Annotated in this window: 19 protein-coding genes and 1 pseudogene; 10 read left to right on the top strand and 10 right to left on the bottom strand. The window is 61.2% G+C overall.

Annotation, left to right across the window (positions count from 1 at the left end; translation table 11 throughout):
• The first annotated feature begins 51 nt into the window (after positions 1-51).
• A complete protein-coding gene (locus CO670_RS22210) occupies positions 52-1,395 on the top strand; it encodes a DUF2778 domain-containing protein (protein WP_097592241.1) in 1,344 nt (447 codons plus the stop codon).
• 36 nt (positions 1,396-1,431) lie between these two features.
• On the opposite strand, the gene CO670_RS22205 is transcribed toward CO670_RS22210, so the two are convergent.
• Positions 1,432-2,589: an aminotransferase class I/II-fold pyridoxal phosphate-dependent enzyme gene (locus tag CO670_RS22205; protein ID WP_097592240.1), complete on the bottom strand. Its 1,158-nt coding sequence runs from the start codon at positions 2,587-2,589 to the stop codon at positions 1,432-1,434.
• Positions 2,590-2,799: 210 nt separating this feature from the next.
• Between CO670_RS22205 and CO670_RS22200 the strand changes: the two genes are divergently transcribed.
• The 6 genes from CO670_RS22200 (at position 2,800) to CO670_RS22175 (ending at position 7,641) form a co-directional block, all read left to right on the top strand.
• The gene (locus tag CO670_RS22200; protein ID WP_097592239.1) at positions 2,800-3,558 is read left to right on the top strand and encodes a DsbA family protein; all 759 of its coding nucleotides are present in this window, start codon (positions 2,800-2,802) and stop codon (positions 3,556-3,558) included.
• 161 nt (positions 3,559-3,719) lie between these two features.
• Positions 3,720-4,157 carry a type II 3-dehydroquinate dehydratase gene (aroQ, locus tag CO670_RS22195; protein ID WP_097592238.1) on the top strand — a complete coding sequence of 146 codons (438 nt, stop codon included), beginning with the start codon at positions 3,720-3,722 and terminating at the stop codon, positions 4,155-4,157.
• Positions 4,158-4,177: 20 nt separating this feature from the next.
• Positions 4,178-4,654 carry an acetyl-CoA carboxylase biotin carboxyl carrier protein gene (accB, locus tag CO670_RS22190; protein ID WP_097592237.1) on the top strand — a complete coding sequence of 159 codons (477 nt, stop codon included), beginning with the start codon at positions 4,178-4,180 and terminating at the stop codon, positions 4,652-4,654.
• 4 nt (positions 4,655-4,658) lie between these two features.
• Entirely contained in the window at positions 4,659-6,014 is a 1,356-nt protein-coding gene (gene accC / locus CO670_RS22185; RefSeq protein ID WP_176539001.1) for an acetyl-CoA carboxylase biotin carboxylase subunit, read from the top strand.
• A 7-nt stretch (positions 6,015-6,021) separates the two neighbouring features.
• Positions 6,022-6,636 carry a leucyl/phenylalanyl-tRNA--protein transferase gene (aat, locus tag CO670_RS22180; RefSeq protein WP_097592236.1) on the top strand — a complete coding sequence of 205 codons (615 nt, stop codon included), beginning with the start codon at positions 6,022-6,024 and terminating at the stop codon, positions 6,634-6,636.
• 75 nt (positions 6,637-6,711) lie between these two features.
• Positions 6,712-7,641 (top strand): DUF2167 domain-containing protein, encoded by a 930-nt coding sequence (locus tag CO670_RS22175; RefSeq protein WP_097592235.1) that lies wholly within the window; start codon positions 6,712-6,714, stop codon positions 7,639-7,641.
• A 115-nt stretch (positions 7,642-7,756) separates the two neighbouring features.
• On the opposite strand, the gene CO670_RS22170 is transcribed toward CO670_RS22175, so the two are convergent.
• The 5 genes and pseudogenes from CO670_RS22170 to gatB all read right to left on the bottom strand — a co-directional run bounded on the left by CO670_RS22170 (position 7,757) and on the right by gatB (position 11,289).
• Complete coding sequence (locus tag CO670_RS22170; RefSeq protein ID WP_097592234.1) at positions 7,757-8,197, bottom strand: DUF2155 domain-containing protein; 441 nt, start codon at positions 8,195-8,197, stop codon at positions 7,757-7,759.
• 111 nt (positions 8,198-8,308) lie between these two features.
• The gene (locus CO670_RS22165; RefSeq protein WP_097592233.1) at positions 8,309-8,707 is read right to left on the bottom strand and encodes an NADH:ubiquinone oxidoreductase subunit NDUFA12; all 399 of its coding nucleotides are present in this window, start codon (positions 8,705-8,707) and stop codon (positions 8,309-8,311) included.
• 102 nt (positions 8,708-8,809) lie between these two features.
• A pseudogene (locus CO670_RS22160) lies at positions 8,810-9,275 on the bottom strand (GNAT family N-acetyltransferase).
• Positions 9,276-9,279: 4 nt separating this feature from the next.
• Positions 9,280-9,783: a GNAT family N-acetyltransferase gene (locus CO670_RS22155; protein ID WP_097592232.1), complete on the bottom strand. Its 504-nt coding sequence runs from the start codon at positions 9,781-9,783 to the stop codon at positions 9,280-9,282.
• A 3-nt stretch (positions 9,784-9,786) separates the two neighbouring features.
• Positions 9,787-11,289: an Asp-tRNA(Asn)/Glu-tRNA(Gln) amidotransferase subunit GatB gene (gene gatB, locus CO670_RS22150; protein ID WP_097592231.1), complete on the bottom strand. Its 1,503-nt coding sequence runs from the start codon at positions 11,287-11,289 to the stop codon at positions 9,787-9,789.
• A 265-nt stretch (positions 11,290-11,554) separates the two neighbouring features.
• Here gatB and CO670_RS33055 point away from each other — a divergent pair, with 265 nt between their 5' ends.
• Both CO670_RS33055 and CO670_RS22145 read left to right on the top strand, forming a co-directional pair.
• On the top strand, positions 11,555-11,731 hold the full coding sequence (locus CO670_RS33055) for a hypothetical protein (protein ID WP_176539000.1): 177 nt from the start codon (positions 11,555-11,557) through the stop codon (positions 11,729-11,731).
• A 7-nt stretch (positions 11,732-11,738) separates the two neighbouring features.
• Complete coding sequence (locus CO670_RS22145; protein ID WP_097592230.1) at positions 11,739-12,113, top strand: VOC family protein; 375 nt, start codon at positions 11,739-11,741, stop codon at positions 12,111-12,113.
• 33 nt (positions 12,114-12,146) lie between these two features.
• Here the strand turns inward: CO670_RS22145 and CO670_RS22140 are convergent, their stop codons facing one another.
• Positions 12,147-12,653, bottom strand: a complete 507-nt coding sequence (locus CO670_RS22140; protein WP_097592229.1) for a GNAT family N-acetyltransferase — start codon at positions 12,651-12,653, stop codon at positions 12,147-12,149.
• Positions 12,654-12,964: 311 nt separating this feature from the next.
• On the opposite strand from CO670_RS22140, the gene CO670_RS22135 reads away from it, so the two are divergent.
• Entirely contained in the window at positions 12,965-13,222 is a 258-nt protein-coding gene (locus CO670_RS22135; protein ID WP_097592228.1) for a YjhX family toxin, read from the top strand.
• A 51-nt stretch (positions 13,223-13,273) separates the two neighbouring features.
• On the opposite strand, the gene CO670_RS22130 is transcribed toward CO670_RS22135, so the two are convergent.
• Genes CO670_RS22130 through gatA form a run of 3 tightly spaced genes read right to left on the bottom strand, consistent with a single transcriptional unit; the run spans position 13,274 to position 15,544 of the window.
• Positions 13,274-13,549 (bottom strand): hypothetical protein, encoded by a 276-nt coding sequence (locus CO670_RS22130; protein ID WP_097592227.1) that lies wholly within the window; start codon positions 13,547-13,549, stop codon positions 13,274-13,276.
• Between the two features lie 22 nt (positions 13,550-13,571).
• Complete coding sequence (locus CO670_RS22125; RefSeq protein ID WP_097592226.1) at positions 13,572-14,072, bottom strand: GNAT family N-acetyltransferase; 501 nt, start codon at positions 14,070-14,072, stop codon at positions 13,572-13,574.
• Complete coding sequence (gatA, locus tag CO670_RS22120) at positions 14,063-15,544, bottom strand: Asp-tRNA(Asn)/Glu-tRNA(Gln) amidotransferase subunit GatA (RefSeq protein WP_097592225.1); 1,482 nt, start codon at positions 15,542-15,544, stop codon at positions 14,063-14,065. The genes CO670_RS22125 and gatA overlap by 10 nt, the downstream gene beginning before the upstream one ends.
• Positions 15,545-15,573: the final 29 nt, after the last annotated feature.

The following is a 15,573-nucleotide window of genomic DNA, read 5'->3' as shown; positions in this document are numbered from 1 at the left end:
AGTCAGTCAGTGCCGCCGGCCTGCGTAGCGAGTTTGAAAGACGAGTGTAGTATGGCGTTTGCGGTCGGGACGTTGGATAACGTCACCCCTCTTAGCGGATCTGCTCTGCGTTCGCGCAGATCTCGCGGTTTTCTTTACGGTGTCGTCGGCGCCGGACTTCTGACCTCCACATGGCTGATCGCGACCTTTGCGACGATGCATTCGATGAGCGTGCCGGCCTCTCCGTCCGACAGCTTTACACAACTTGTATCAGCGCCGAAGCCCAAGCCGGCCACGAAGCCCGAACGATTGATCCATGTGGGCAAAGCCGATCGCCTGGCGGCCTTCGACGCCAGGCCGGTCGTCGCCCTCACGGCCGATCTCATCCATTCGCATGCAAAAAGGACCAATGCTGCCGCGACGGCGTCGCTGGCGCTTGCGAAGAACAATCGGCTCGTCGCAGCTGGCGAACCGGCCGTCGCCATTGCCGCCGCGCCCTCCGATACCGCCAAATTCGCTAAGGACGATATCGTCACCTCCTCGCCGGAGGTTGCGCAGGTCGAGACTGACGCGGAAAACGAAGACCGCATCATCATTCCTTCCAAGGAAACTGTCGCAGCCGTCGAACTTCCTTCCCTGCTCGCACTTGCCGATGCGGGACCGAAGCAGATTGCGCCGGCACCTGTCGAGCCGGCGGCACTCTCCACCAAGACGGTGTCAGAGCCGCAGGAAAAACCAGCGCCGGTCGTCGTCGCCGAGGCCGAAGAGCAACAGCCATTCGATCTCGTGCTCGCGCCGGACGCAGGTTCGGTGCCGCTGCCGATGGCGCGTCCTGATGGACTTGTCGGCAAACCGGCGCCGGCCGTCAAGGGTGCTCAGCGCTCTGCCGAACCTGCGCTTGCCTATGCCCAGCCGAACGCGCCGGTCGAAGATGACGAGGACGATGCCGTACCACGCTACGACAAGCCGCTCTTCTCGCCGAAACTGCGCGCAGGTGTCGCGATCTACGATATCGAAAACAGCACCGTCTATCTGCCGAACGGCGAACGGCTGGAAGCCCATTCCGGACTTGGCAAGATGCGCGACAAGCCGCGCTTCGCCGACAAGAAGATGCGTGGACCGACGCCGCCGCACACCTATGTCCTCACCATGCGCGAGAGCCTTTTCCATGGCGTCGAAGCGATCCGGCTGACGCCGGTCGAGGGCTCGGACGCCATCTTCGATCGCGTCGGCCTGCTTGCCCACACCTATATGCTCGGCAAGAACGGCGATTCCAACGGCTGCGTATCCTTCAAGGATTACAAGCGCTTTCTGGCCGCCTTCAAGCGCGGTGATATCAAGCAGCTCGTGGTCGTGCCGCGGCTGAACAACAAGCCAGGCTCGACGCTCGCCTCGTTGTTTTCGTCACGTAGCTGACCGCCAGGAGGGCAAGCAGCCCCTTACGCCTGAGCGCTACTTCAACCAGGCTGCTATTCGCTCCACCGCTTCGGCGATCTCTGTTTGCGAGCCCGCGTAAGACAAACGCAACGTGCGATGTCCTTCCAACGGATCGAAATCCAGGCCCGGCGTTGCGGCGACATTGATTTCAGCGAGCATGCGTTTGGCAAAGCCCATGCTGTCATTGGTGAATCTGGAAATATCGACATAGGCATAGAAGGCGCCGTCCATCGGTGAAGCAGGCGCCAGGCCGATCTGCGGCAGGCAGTCGAGCAGCAGGTTTCGGTTTGCGGCATAACTTGCCTTGACGCCATCGAGCTCTTGATGCGCGCCGAGAGCGGCAGTGGCGGCGATCTGGGAAAGTTCGGGCGGCGAGATATAAAGGCTCTGCGCCACGCGCTCGATCGGCCGGACCAGGCGTTCCGGCAGCACCATCCAGCCGATTCGCCAGCCGGTCATGCAATAATATTTCGAGAAGGAGTTGATGACGATCGCCTCGTCCGTCAGTTCGAGGGCGCTCGCCTCCTCTCCGGCGAAAGTCAGCCCATGGTAGATTTCATCGGAGATGAAGGCGATGGAGTTGGCCGCGCAGTAATCCGCAAGCGCTTTCAGCCCGTCGCGACCGGTCACCGTGCCGGTCGGATTGGCGGGGCTGGCGAGCAGCACGCCTTTCAGCCTCACACCGCTTTCTCTCTGCGCCGCCTCGAGGCTTTCGGGGGTGAGCGTGAAGTGGGTCTCGGCCGTTACCGGCACTTCGACAACCTTCAAACCCAGAGCGCCAAGGATATTGCGATAGGCGGGATAGCCGGGCCTTGCGATCGCCACCGAATCGCCGGCGTCGAAGAGCGACAGGAAGGCGAGATTGAAACCGGCCGAGGAACCTGTCGTGACCGCGATACGCGCCGGATCGATCTCGAGGCCGTGCCGATCCTTGTAGTGGAGGGAAAGCGCCGATTTCAGCCGCGCCGTTCCCAGCGCGTCCGTATAGCCGATCCGCCCTTCGGCAAGCGCTTCGCGCGCAGCTTTGAGAGCAGCCTCAGGCGCGGGATGGGAGGGTTGGCCGACTGCCATGGAGATGACGGGATGCCCGCCAGCACGCCGCTTCGTCGCCTCCGCCAATACGTCCATGGCGTGAAAGGGTTCGACTTCGCTGCGTTTCGATATGGAAAACAAGATCGTTTCTCGCTCGGCTTCTTCAATGACGGCCCGACAATTGCCGCAATAATCGGCTCATCACAATCCCGCGATAGCGTCGCGCGGATGAAAATTCCTGTTTGAGCAGAACCGAACGCACCGTACCTTGACGCGACGCATTCAAGTCCATTAACCCGGCGACGGTCTTCTCGATCAGGAGACGAACATACCGCCGATGACGAGGATATCATGGCCTTCTTCCCGAAAACCTTCACCGCACTGGCGCTTGCCGCATCGATCGCCCTTCCCTTTCCGGCAGCAGCGCTCGACGACCAGCAGAAGAAGGAATTCGGCGAATTCATCAAGCATTATCTGATCGAGAATCCGGAGATCATGCTCGATGTCCAGGAGGCGCTGCAGAAGAAGCAGGAAGCCGCGCGGCTGGTGAAGGCCAACATGGCGATCGAGGAGAACAGCGCCGACATCTTCGAATCGAAGAACGATGTAATCCTCGGCAATCCGAAGGGCGATGTCACCGTCGTCGAATTCTTCGATTATAACTGCAGCTATTGCCGTCATGCACTTCCCGACATGCAGGCGATGCTGAAGAAGGACAAGAATGTCCGCTTCGTACTCAAGGAATTCCCGATCCTGGGGCCGGATTCGGTCGCCGCCCACAAGGTGGCGGATGCCTTCCGCAAACTGGCGCCTGAAAAATACGCCGATTTCCACGTCGCCCTTCTCAGCAGCGAGGGCCGCGCCTCGGAAGACAGTGCGATCGCGGTCGCGGGCTCTCTCGGCGTCAGCCAAGAGAAGCTCCGCGCCGAGATGGCGAAGAGCCCGAATGACGAAATCGTTCAGGCGACCTACCAGCTCGCCTCCAGCCTCGGCATCAGCGGCACGCCCTCCTATGTGATCGGCACCGAACTCGTGCCGGGTGCAGTCGGGCTCGACGATCTCGAAACCAAGGTCAAGAACATGCGCAGTTGCGGCAAGACCGCCTGCTGAACGGGCGGGCCGCCGGCCGGCCTCTCATCAAATCGCCAAAATCGAAGCGTTTCAGCCATGTGGACAAATGTGGCGCGATTCCTGCCGGCCAAGCCGTAAGGGCTTTCATTCGGCCTTCGCGGAGTCTATAGGTTGCCGTCGTGCATTTTACGGAACATTCGATGACGCAAACGATTTTTGTCCTGAACGGTCCCAACCTGAACATGCTGGGTAAAAGAGAGCCCGGCATTTATGGCGGCAAGACGCTCAAGGACATCGAGGCGGACTGCAAGGCCGCCGGCCGTGAACTCGGCTTCGATATCGACTTCCGCCAGAGCAACCACGAAGGCACGCTTGTGGACTGGTTTCATGAGGCGGACGAAAAGGCCGCCGGGGTTGCCATCAATGCGGGCGCCTACACGCATACATCGGTTGCGCTGCATGATGCGATCCGCGCTATTTCCATTCCCGTCGTCGAGCTCCACATATCGAACGTCCATGCACGGGAAGAATTCCGCCACAAGTCGATGATCGCGCCGGCATGCAAGGGCGTGATCTGCGGCTTCGGGCCTTACAGCTACATCCTGGCGCTCCACGCGCTGAAGAACATCACGGCATAAGAAGAAGACAGGGCAACACCATGGCTGAAAAGAAATCGGGTATCGATCAGGCACTGATCCGCGATCTCGCCAACATCCTCAACGACACGGATCTGACCGAAATCGAGGTCGAGCAGGACGACCTGCGCATCCGCGTTTCGCGCGCCGGTGCGATGCAATACGTCCAGGCGCCGATCGCAGCACCTGCCTTTGCCGCGCCCGCAGCCGTAGCAGCCGCCCCGGCAGCAGCCGCCGCCCCGGCCGCAGCGCCCGGCCGCAACCCGGCCAATGTGGTCAATGCGCCGATGGTCGGCACCGTCTACATGGCGCCGGCTCCGGGCGCGCGTCCCTTCATCGAGATCGGCGCGACCGTCAAGGAAGGCCAGACGCTCATCATCATCGAAGCGATGAAGACCATGAACCAGATCCCTTCGCCGAAATCCGGCAAGGTGACCGAGATCCTCGTCGATGACGGACATCCCGTCGAATACGGCCAAGCCCTCGTCGTCATCGAATAGGCCGATGCCCATGATTTCGAAAATCCTCATCGCCAATCGCGGGGAAATCGCCCTTCGCGTGCTCCGGGCCTGCAAGGAACTCGGCATCGCCTGCGTCGTGGTTCATTCCACCGCCGACGCCGATGCCATGCATGTGCGCCTTGCCGACGAAAGTGTCTGCATCGGCCCGCCTTCCTCGCGCGAGAGCTATCTCAACATTCACCAGATCGTTGCGGCCTGCGAGATCACCGGCGCCGACGCCGTGCATCCGGGCTATGGCTTTCTGTCGGAGAATGCCAAGTTCGCCGATATCCTCGAGGCCCATGGCATCACCTTCATCGGCCCGACGGCGGAGCACATCCGCATCATGGGCGACAAGATCACCGCCAAGACGACGGCTCTCGAACTCGGCATCCCCGTGGTTCCGGGCTCGGACGGCGAAGTGAAGACGGAAGAGGATGCGTTGAGGACAGCCGCCGAAATCGGCTATCCCGTGCTGATCAAGGCGACGGCCGGCGGCGGCGGACGCGGCATGAAGGTCGCCAAACGCGAGGCCGACCTGATCGAAGCCTGGTCGACGGCGCGCACGGAAGCGGCGGCCGCCTTCGGCAACGATGCCGTCTATATGGAAAAATATCTCGGCAAGCCGCGCCACATCGAGATCCAGGTGTTCGGCGACGGCGAAGGCAACGCCATCCATCTCGGCGAGCGTGACTGCTCGCTGCAGCGCCGCCACCAGAAAGTCTGGGAAGAGGCGAATTCGCCGGCGCTCAATGTCGAACAGCGCATGAAGATCGGCCAGATCTGCGCCGACGCCATGAAGAAGCTGAAATATCGCGGCGCCGGCACGATCGAATTCCTCTATGAAAACAGCGAGTTCTATTTCATCGAAATGAACACCCGTCTGCAGGTGGAGCATCCGATCACGGAAGCGATCACCGGCATCGACCTCGTGCACGAGCAGATCCGCGTCGCTTCCGGCGGCGGCCTGTCAGTAACGCAGGACGAGATCCATTTTTCCGGCCATGCCATCGAATGCCGCATCAATGCCGAGGATCCGCGCACTTTCGTGCCCTCGCCCGGCACGATCACGCATTTCCACGCGCCGGGCGGCCTCGGCGTGCGCATCGATTCCGGCGCCTATCAGGGCTACAAGATCCCGCCCTATTACGACAGCCTGATCGGCAAGTTGATCGTGCACGGCCGCACCCGCGTCGAATGCATGATGCGCCTGCGCCGCGCGCTCGACGAATTCGTCGTCGACGGCATCAAGACGACGCTGCCGCTGTTCCAGGAACTCGTCTCCAACCAGGATATCGCCAACGGCGACTATGATATCCATTGGCTGGAGCACCATCTCGCCAACACGCCGGCGGCATAGGACAGGAATGGCAGGACCGCGCAGGAAGTCACCAGGCATTACCCCTGAAATCCTCCTGCGCGCCTATTCCATCGGCCTCTTCCCGATGGCCGAATCCGCCGACGACCCGGAGATCTTCTGGGTCGAACCGGAGATGCGCGGCGTGCTGCCGCTCGATCGTTTCCATGTGTCGAAGAGCCTCGCCAAGACGGTGCGCCGGCAGCCTTTCGAAATCCGTTTCGATCACGATTTCGATTCGGTGATCGCGGCTTGCGCGGAGGAAACATCCGGCCGCCCGAGCACCTGGATCAACAGCACGATCAGATCGCTCTATTCGACGCTCTTCGACATGGGCCATGCCCATACCGTCGAAGCCTGGGACGGTGACGGACTGGTCGGCGGCCTTTACGGCGTCTCGCTCGGCTCGGCCTTCTTCGGCGAAAGCATGTTTTCACGCCGGACGGACGCCTCGAAGATCTGCCTCGTGCATCTGGTCGGCCGATTGCGGGAAAAAGGCTTCACACTGCTCGACACGCAGTTCACCACCGAGCATTTGAAGACATTCGGGGCGATCGACGTTCCGAAGACCGATTATGCCGTCATGCTGGCCGAGGCGATGGAATCGCCACACCTGAAGTTTTAAGCGCAATCGTTTCAGCCCTGCGTTGATTTTTTGGCCGATCTGAATAGGTTCGGAAACGCAACGGGGGATAGAATTTTGAAACGATATTTTGCTGCGGCGCTCCTTTTCGCTTTGTTCACGGGTCAAGCCGGCGCACGCCCTTACCAGGAGATGTTTCCGAACCGGACCGATTTTTCCGAGGCGGAAAAGCCATTGCTGGAAAAGCTCGATTTTCAGCAGGGTGCAATCAAGCTGCCCGAAGCGAAGGCGACGCTGAACGTGCCCGCCGACTTTTATTATCTCAATCCTGCCGATACGAAAAAGGTGCTCGTCGACATCTGGGGAAATCCGGCGGAAGCGGCCGAAGGCACGCTCGGCATGATTTTCCCGGCGAAATATGCGCCGACCGACGCGGAATCCTGGGGCTCCATCGTCGGATACAGCGCCGACGGCTACGTCTCGGATGCCGACGCCGCAACGACGAATTACGACGAACTGCTACAGAATATTAAGGATTCGATCCGGGAAAACAACGTCGAGCGCGAGAAGCAGGGTTTCCAAAAGATCACGCTTGTCGGCTGGGCTTCTCCGCCGCATTACGACACATCCGCGCATGCCTTGCATTGGGCCCGCGACCTGATGTTCGGCGATGATCCGCAAGTGCCGCACACACTGAACTATTCCGTGCGCGTACTCGGCCGTGAGGGTGTTCTTCAATTCAATTTCGTTGCCGGCCTCGCGCAGCTGCCCGAGATCAAGGGCGTCATTCCTACTGTCACGAAGCTCGTGCAGTTCGACAAAGGGAAAGCCTATGCGGACTATGTCGACGGCGACAAGATGGCCGCCTACGGCATGGCGGGAATGATCGCTGCCGGCGCGGGCGCCAAGGTTGCTGCGAAAGTCGGGCTGCTGGCGCTTGCCCTGGCCTTCTTCAAAAAGGCCGGCATCCTCGTCGTCGTTGCGCTCGCCGGTGCGCTCCGTTTCGCCAAGGGGCTTTTCACGAGGAATAAGACACCCAACGCATGATGTTTACGGCTGGGGCCAAGGCGCGTCGCATCAATCAGTTGCATGCGACGCGCTTCCAATATTGGCTGGAGTCTATTTACCGCGCCGCTTTCAAGTCACCTCCAGGTGACAATGGTCAGCGCGCGGGTGCCTTGGCGTTACCTGGCGCCGGGACGTCCGAGGTCGTCTTGCAGTCCTTCAGCCAGACGTCGTAGATCGGGTGCTCGACGGCGTTGAGGCCGGGGCTGTCGGCGAACATCCAGCCGGTGAAGATGCGGCGGATCTTGCGATCGAGGGTGATTTCATCGACCTCGACGAAGCCGTCGATCTTCTGCGCTTCGGCCTGATCGCGCGAGTAACAGGCCTTCGGCGTCACCTGCAGAGCGCCGAACTGTACCGTCTCGTTGACATAAACATCGAAAGTGGTGATGCGGCCGGTGATCTTGTCGAGGCCGGAGAAGACGGCGACCGGATTATCGATGCGCGCGGCATTTGCCGCCCCCATCGGAAGCAGGGCCGAAAGCGCCAGCAGCGATCCGGCGGCACGCAGGACTAGGTTCCGCGTGAAGAGCTTCATTGTACCCGTCTCCAGAATTTTCAACCATGGCCGTGATCAGGCGCAGCCAACCTGCGGGTAAAGGTCAATTGTGGCCAAAAGCCGGGCTTGGGATCGCCCGGTCGAGCCATCTCAGTTGCCAGGCGTCCAGGCGTCATAATCGCCGGTAACGCGCGGCCGCTCGCCCGAAGCGGCAAGGGAGCCCGGCGGGCGGTAAGCCTGCGGCGAACCCGTGAGGTTCGGGCGGTGCGGCCTCTGCCATTCCTTGGCGGTATAATTTTCCTTGGAGGGCGGGACATCGGTGCGATGATGCATCCAGCCATGCCAACCCGCCGGGATCGCGGAGGCTTCGGCATAACCCTTGTAGATCACCCAGCGCTTCGGCAGGCCATAGGAAGACATGCCGCCTTCATAATAGACGTTGCCGAATTCATCCTCGCCGACGCGCTTGCCAAAACGCCAGGTCGCAAAACGCGTGCCTATCGTCTGACTGTTCCACCAGGTGAAGGTTTGAACCAGAAGATTCCACATGTCTTTTCCTTGCGCTCGCCGGGACGCGAGCCAAACCACATTCGTTTCCTGCTTATGCCGTCGCCAAGCCGAATTGTCCAGCGATTCCACGAGAAGAGCAGGTCATTTCAAAGCCATCTTGAAGCCCAAATGCGAAGGCTTGAATCCCAGCATTTCATAGAAACGGTGGGCATCCTTGCGGATCACATTCGAGGTCAGTTGTATCAGCCGCAAACCGCGGCCTTTTGCCTCGGCGATGGCGAATTCGATCATCAGGGCGCCGATCCCCTGCCCGCGCATGTCCGCCCGGGTCTGCACCGCCTCGATGATCATCGCCGAGGAGCCGCGGCCGGTCAGAGAGGTCGTCACCATCGTCTGGAACGTGCCGACGACCTCGCTCCGCGACGTAAAGCGTCTGGTTGGGCGATGCCTCGATGATGGCAAAAGCTTTGGCATAATCGGGAAAGGCCGCCGGATCGGTCGTATCGCCATGGCCTCCGAGCGCATCGGCGGCAAACAGCGCCACGAGGGCCGGCAGATCGCCGCTGTGCGCTTTGCGAACGAGAACATCGGGCAACTCGATCGTCACGATCTCATTGGCCTTCGAGCGGTTTTTCGAAAATCAGCGACGGAATGCCGGATTGTCCCGGCGCGCTGTTGTCGTTGCGGCCGACCTCGGTGAAGCCGTGCGCCTGATAGAAGGCGATCGCCGCCGCATTGCGCGGCTCGACTTCGAGACGCATGATCTCCGCATCGGGGAAGCAGGTTTCGAGCTCGGCGAAAATATCCCGGCCGATACCCTGGCGCTGCAGCGCCGGGCTGACATAGAGCAGATGCAGCATGACGGTTTTCGTCAGCTCCTGCGACATGACCGCATAGCCCATGCCGCCGATGTTGCGGCCGTCATCGGCAACGAGGAATTCGCCATCCTTGCGCGCCAGCCGCGCCTTCAACGCCGCCGGCGACAAGAGATGGGCGATCAGCTCGTCCACCCTGGCTTTGCCATGGAGACCGTCATAGGTGGCGTGAAAACTCTCCACCAGAAGAGCGCGCACCTTTTCCAGGTCCCGCTCTCCGGCGGTGCGGACGAAATACACCGCTTATTCCTCGATACCGAGCTTCGCCTTGACCAGCGCCTGGACGGCCTGCGGATTGGCCTTGCCGCCCGTCGCCTTCATCACCTGGCCGACAAACCATGCCGCCATGGTCGGCTTCGCCTTGACCTTTTCCACCTGCTCGGGATTGGCGGCAATGATCTCGTCCACGGCCTTTTCGATCGCGCCGGTATCCGTCACCTGCTTCATGCCGCGCGATTCGACGATCTCGGTGGGATCGCCGCCCTCGGTCAGCACGATCTCGAACAGATCCTTGGCGATCTTGCCGGAGATGGTGCCTGCCTTGATGAGATCGATGATGGCGCCGAGCTGGGCCGGCGAAACCGGCGTCTGCTCGATATCCTTCCCGGTGCGGTTCAGCGCGCCGAGCAGATCGTTGATGACCCAGTTCGCCGCCGTCTTGCCGTCGCGGCCTGCCGCTACCGCCTCGAAATAATCGGCGATCGCCTTTTCCGAGACGAGCACGGAGGCGTCGTAGACCGACAGGCCGAGTTCGCGCACGAAGCGCTCCTTCTTGTCGTCGGGCAGTTCCGGCAGGTCGGCTTCAAGCGTCTTGATGAAGGCATCGTCGAATTCGAGCGGCAGCAGATCCGGATCAGGGAAGTAACGATAATCGTGCGCATCCTCCTTGGAGCGCATCGAGCGCGTCTCGCCCTTGTTGGGGTCGAAGAGGCGCGTTTCCTGCTCGATCTCGCCGCCATCCTCCAGAATGCCGATCTGGCGGCGGGCTTCGTATTCGATCGCCTGGCCGATGAAACGGATGGAGTTGACGTTCTTGATCTCGCAACGCGTGCCGAAAGCCTCGCCCGGGCGGCGGACGGAGACGTTGACGTCGGCGCGCATCGAGCCTTCGTCCATGTTGCCGTCGCAGGTGCCGAGATAGCGCACGATCGAGCGCAGCTTGGTCATATAGGCCTTGGCTTCGTCGGAGGAGCGCATGTCGGGCTTGGAGACGATCTCCATCAGCGCCACGCCGGAGCGGTTGAGATCGACATAGGACATGGTCGGATGCTGGTCGTGCATCGACTTGCCGGCATCCTGCTCGAGGTGCAGGCGCTCGATGCCGATTTCGATGTCCTCGAACTGGCCCTGGCGGTCCGGCCCGAGCGAAATGACGATCTTGCCCTCGCCGACGATCGGATCCTTGTACTGGGAGATCTGATAGCCCTGCGGCAGGTCGGGATAGAAATAGTTCTTGCGGTCGAAGACGGAGCGCTTGTTGATCTGCGCCTTCAGGCCAAGACCGGTGCGCACGGCCTGCCTGACGCATTCCTCGTTGATGACGGGCAGCATGCCGGGCATGGCGGCATCGACCAGCGACACGTTCGAATTCTGAGGCTTGCCGAATTCCGTCGAGGCGCCGGAGAAGAGCTTCGAATTGGACAGCACCTGGGCATGGACTTCCATGCCGACGATGACCTCCCAGTCGCCGGTCGCGCCGGGGATGAAGCGTTTCGGATCGGGCGTGCGGACGTCGACAAGGGTCATTTGATGCTCTTTGCAGGCTGTTCTTTTCCACTGGTGAGGTAAAGGAAATGGCGTTCCGGTGCAAGGCTTTCGCGGCGTTGCAGAGCAGCCGCCGCTGGTCATTTCCTCTAAGTCCCAAGGCCGCTTTGCGTCGGAGCGCTATATTTTCCGCACCGGCCAAGGGAGAAGAGTTTCGATCGCCTCCTGATTGCCGCCGCCGCATTCATCACTATGTTCGTCCAAGAATGCTTTTGGGATTTCATGCGCTCACCACATGGAGGCTCGATTGAAGGATTATTTGCCCTATCTGGCCGGAGCTCTCCTTGGAGTGCTGGCCGCGCTCCTCATTTCCGGCCTGTTGACGCTGCAGGGAACAGCACAGCTCATGCTTTTCGCCTTGCTGCCGGCCTTCGGCGGCGCAATCGTCGAGCGGGCTTTCCAGCGTCGATCCGGCAAGTCCTAGAAGCGCCATGGCAAGGCTGAAAGAAATCGTCATCGACTGCGACATTCCCTCGCGTGTCGCCCGTTTCTGGGCGGCGGCGCTCGATGGCTACCAGGTGATGCCTTATGACGATGCGGAGCTGGCTCGCCTTGCCGCGATGGGACTAACACCGAAAACGGACCCGACCGTGATGGTCGATGGCCCCGGAACACGCCTGTGCTTCCACCTTCGCCAGGGCGAGCGCCCCGCCCGCAATCGTGTCCATCTCGATATCGCCGCGTCGGACCGCAGACAAGAAGTGGAACGGCTCCTATCCCTCGGCGCGACTTTCGTGCGTGAGACGGATACCTATACGGTCTTGAATGATCCCGAAGGCAACAACTTCTGCGTCACCTCCGAATAGCTCGCTTGCCCCGCGGACGGCGCCGTTGAAACGTCAGAATTCCTGTCCGTATCCGCCGCCGTCTGAGACGAGTTGTTTCGTCAGTCCGACGGAGGGCACGTCGCGGTCGAGCTTCGGACTATAGGCGACCGAGAGCCAGTGGATGCTGTAGCCGTGCTTCTGGAAAAAGCCGATCGCCTCGGCGTTGCCGGAGTGGGTCTGCATCGCTGCCTTGTCGAAACCCTGCTCGGCAATGTCTTTTTCGATGCGTTCGAGAAGAGCCGAGCCCAGCCCCTGGCGGGTGAAGATGGGATCGATCCAGAAATCCGAGATGGTTTCGTCCAATCCCTCGCGCGCCGCCCAGCCCGCGACCTGGCCGTTCTGCTCGACGACCGTGATGGTCAGCCAGTCATTTTCAACAAAATTGCGAAAGGCGTTGCGCGCTGCGTCGATCATCGCGTCCGATTCGCCGATCGACGCCATCGCCCTTTGCCAGGCCCTCAGCCCGATTTCGCTCAACAGTTCCGCTTCCCCGTCGCGGGCATTGCGAATGTGGATCAAAGACACCTCCGCGTTACCTCTCAACTAGACCATTGAGTCGCGGAATTTACCAGTGCCTCCAAAGGGATGATGCATGGAAAGCGCGGTTTTCGACCGATTTCATGAGCTAAGGCCGCCTTGACCGCTTTTTCCGGGCTGAATATGAAGGCTTATCGAGGTGTTTTATGTTGAGCCTGCCTGAGACCCGGTAAAGGCCCTGCCCGCAAGTTCGCTTGCGCGCACGGGCCCGAAAAAAACGAAGCCCTGACGTTCGAATCGAGCGCCAGATCGTTTTTGTGCGCCCTGCCGGGCGCGATATCGGATCTCAACATATGGACATTTCCCGCACGGAGCAGCGCATCCTGCATCTCATGGCCCAAGGCGGCCGCATCGAAATTACCCGCGACGACGACAGGAAGATCGAGGCGGTCAGTTGCTTCACCCGCGACGGCTGGCTCTATCCCGGCGTCGACCTCGACCTCTTCCGCAAGCTGAAGCGGCTGAGGGCAATCAAGTCGTCAGCCGGCCAACCCTACCGGATTACCGAAAGAGGGCTGAGGTTGGTCAGGTCGCAGCTGGACAATAGATAAATCGGGCAACCAACCCTGATCGCGCCCAACCGGCGCGGTCAGGGCTCAGCCTCAGGCTTTCCCAGACAATTCCGCCCGCATCGCCGACCATTCGTCGGCCGCCGCACCCGTGCCGCGCATCTTGCCGGCGCGGCGATACCAGTAGTCGGCATTCCAGTCGTCGCCTTCGATGCGATGACAGAGGGCATGGCCCCAATCAAACGGCTGTTCGCCCTCATGGCGCTGACAGATATCGTGCACCGCCCGCCAATCCGCCCCCATGGCGAAACCGGCGGCAGCAAGACGATCGATTGCCTCGATCAGTCGCACAAGATCATTATTTGCCATAAGACCCCCTCTCCCGGTTCGGCTATCGATCAGCCAATTGCTTCTCCATATGCACCTTTTCGAGGGCGACGCCCATGCTCTTGGAAAATTCGATCCCATGCCAGACGATGTTGAAGCCGCAGCGTTCGTAAAGACGGATCGCGCGCTCATTCCTGGCATGTGTGTCGAGCCGGACCGTCGCCAGCCCCTCGGCCGCCATCATCTCGCACAGATACAACAGCAGAGCCCGGCCGACACCCCTGCCCTGATAATCCGGATGCACCCAGAGATCGGACACATAGTTCCGTTGATCTTCCCGCGCATCCCAGCCGACGATATCGCCCGCTCGCTCGGCAACGAAGATCTCACCTTTCGTCTCATGGGGAAAGGCGGCGAACTCTTGCCGGACCTTGGCGATGACATCGGGATCGCGATAGCAATCCTCGAAGGCCTCGCCTGCGGCCCAGGCGGCGAAGCCGATGGCGCCGACCGTTTCGTGGTCGGCGGGCGTCGTTGTTCGGATCGTGAGACCCGTTACCACCACTTGGCCGGCGTGAACTTGCCGGCCGCCTGTTCGATGACATAGGCGGTCTTGAAGAGGGTTTCCTCGTCGAAGGCCTTGCCGATCAGCTGCAGGCCGAGCGGCAGGCCCTTCTGGTCGAGGCCGGCGGGCACGGCGATGCCCGGCAGGCCGGCCATGTTGACCGTCACCGTAAAGATGTCGTTCAGATACATCTTCACCGGATCGGCGGCGAGGTTCTCATCGGCGATGCCGAAGGCCGAGGATGGCGTGGCCGGCGTCAGGATGGCGTCGACACCGGCGTCGAAGGCGAGTTCGAAATCGCGCTTGATCAGCGTGCGGACCTTCTGGGCGCGGATGTAATAGGCGTCATAATAGCCGGCCGACAGCACATAGGTGCCGATCATGATGCGGCGCTTGACCTCCTGGCCGAAACCGGCGGCGCGCGTCTTCTCATACATGTCGACGATATCCTTGCCGTCGACGCGCAGGCCGTAGCGCACGCCGTCGTAACGCGCGAGGTTCGAGGATGCCTCGGCGGGAGCGACGATGTAATAGGCCGGAAGAGCATATTTCGTGTGCGGCAGCGAGATGTCGACGATTTCGGCGCCGGCATCCTTCAGCCAGGCGATGCCCCGGCGCCAAAGGGTCTCGATCTCCTCGGGCATGCCGTCGACGCGGTATTCGTTGGGGATGCCGATCTTCATGCCCTTCAGCGACTGGCCGAGGACCGCCTCGTAGTCCGGCACCGGCAGATCGACGGAGGTCGTGTCCTTGGCGTCGGTGCTTGCCATCGACTTCAGAAGGATTGCGGCATCGCGCACGTCGCGGGCGATCGGGCCTGCCTGATCGAGAGAAGAGGCGAAGGCGACGGTGCCCCAGCGCGAGCAGCGGCCATAAGTGGGCTTGATGCCGACGGTTCCGGTGAAGGCCGCCGGCTGACGGATCGAGCCGCCGGTGTCGGTTGCCGTGGCGCCGGCGCAGAGATGCGCGGCGACGGCTGCGGCCGAGCCGCCGGAGGAGCCGCCCGGAACGAGCTGCTGGTTGGACCCGCCCGCCCGCCAGGGATTGATCACCGGGCCGTAATAGGAGGTCTCGTTGGACGAGCCCATGGCGAATTCGTCCATGTTCAGCTTGCCGAGCATGACGGCGCCGTCATCCCAGAGGTTTTGCGTCACCGTCGATTCATAACGCGGCTCGAACCCATCGAGAATATGGCTGCAAGCCTGAGTGTGCACGCCAACGGTGGCGAAGAGATCCTTGATGCCGAGCGGAATGCCTTCGAGCTCGCCCGCCTTGCCGGCAGCGATGCGCTCATCGGACTTGCGGGCCATGAGGCGGGCGAGATCCGGCGTCGTTTTCACATAGGCATTGAGCCGGCCATTGGCCGCGTCGATCGCCGAGATATAGGCTTCGGTGAGTTCGATTGCGGTGATTTCCTTGGCGCGCAGCTTCTGGCGGGCTTCGGCAATGGTCAGGCTGGTGAGTTCGCTCATCGTGTTTTCGCTTCAGATCTTTAAAAGGC

The sequence above is a fragment of the Rhizobium sp. J15 genome (genome assembly GCF_002531825.1).
In the GTDB taxonomy this organism is placed as follows: domain Bacteria; phylum Pseudomonadota; class Alphaproteobacteria; order Rhizobiales; family Rhizobiaceae; genus Rhizobium.
The sequence above is the reverse complement of the archived record's forward strand: the minus strand, read 5'-3'. Positions and strand labels throughout refer to the sequence as shown.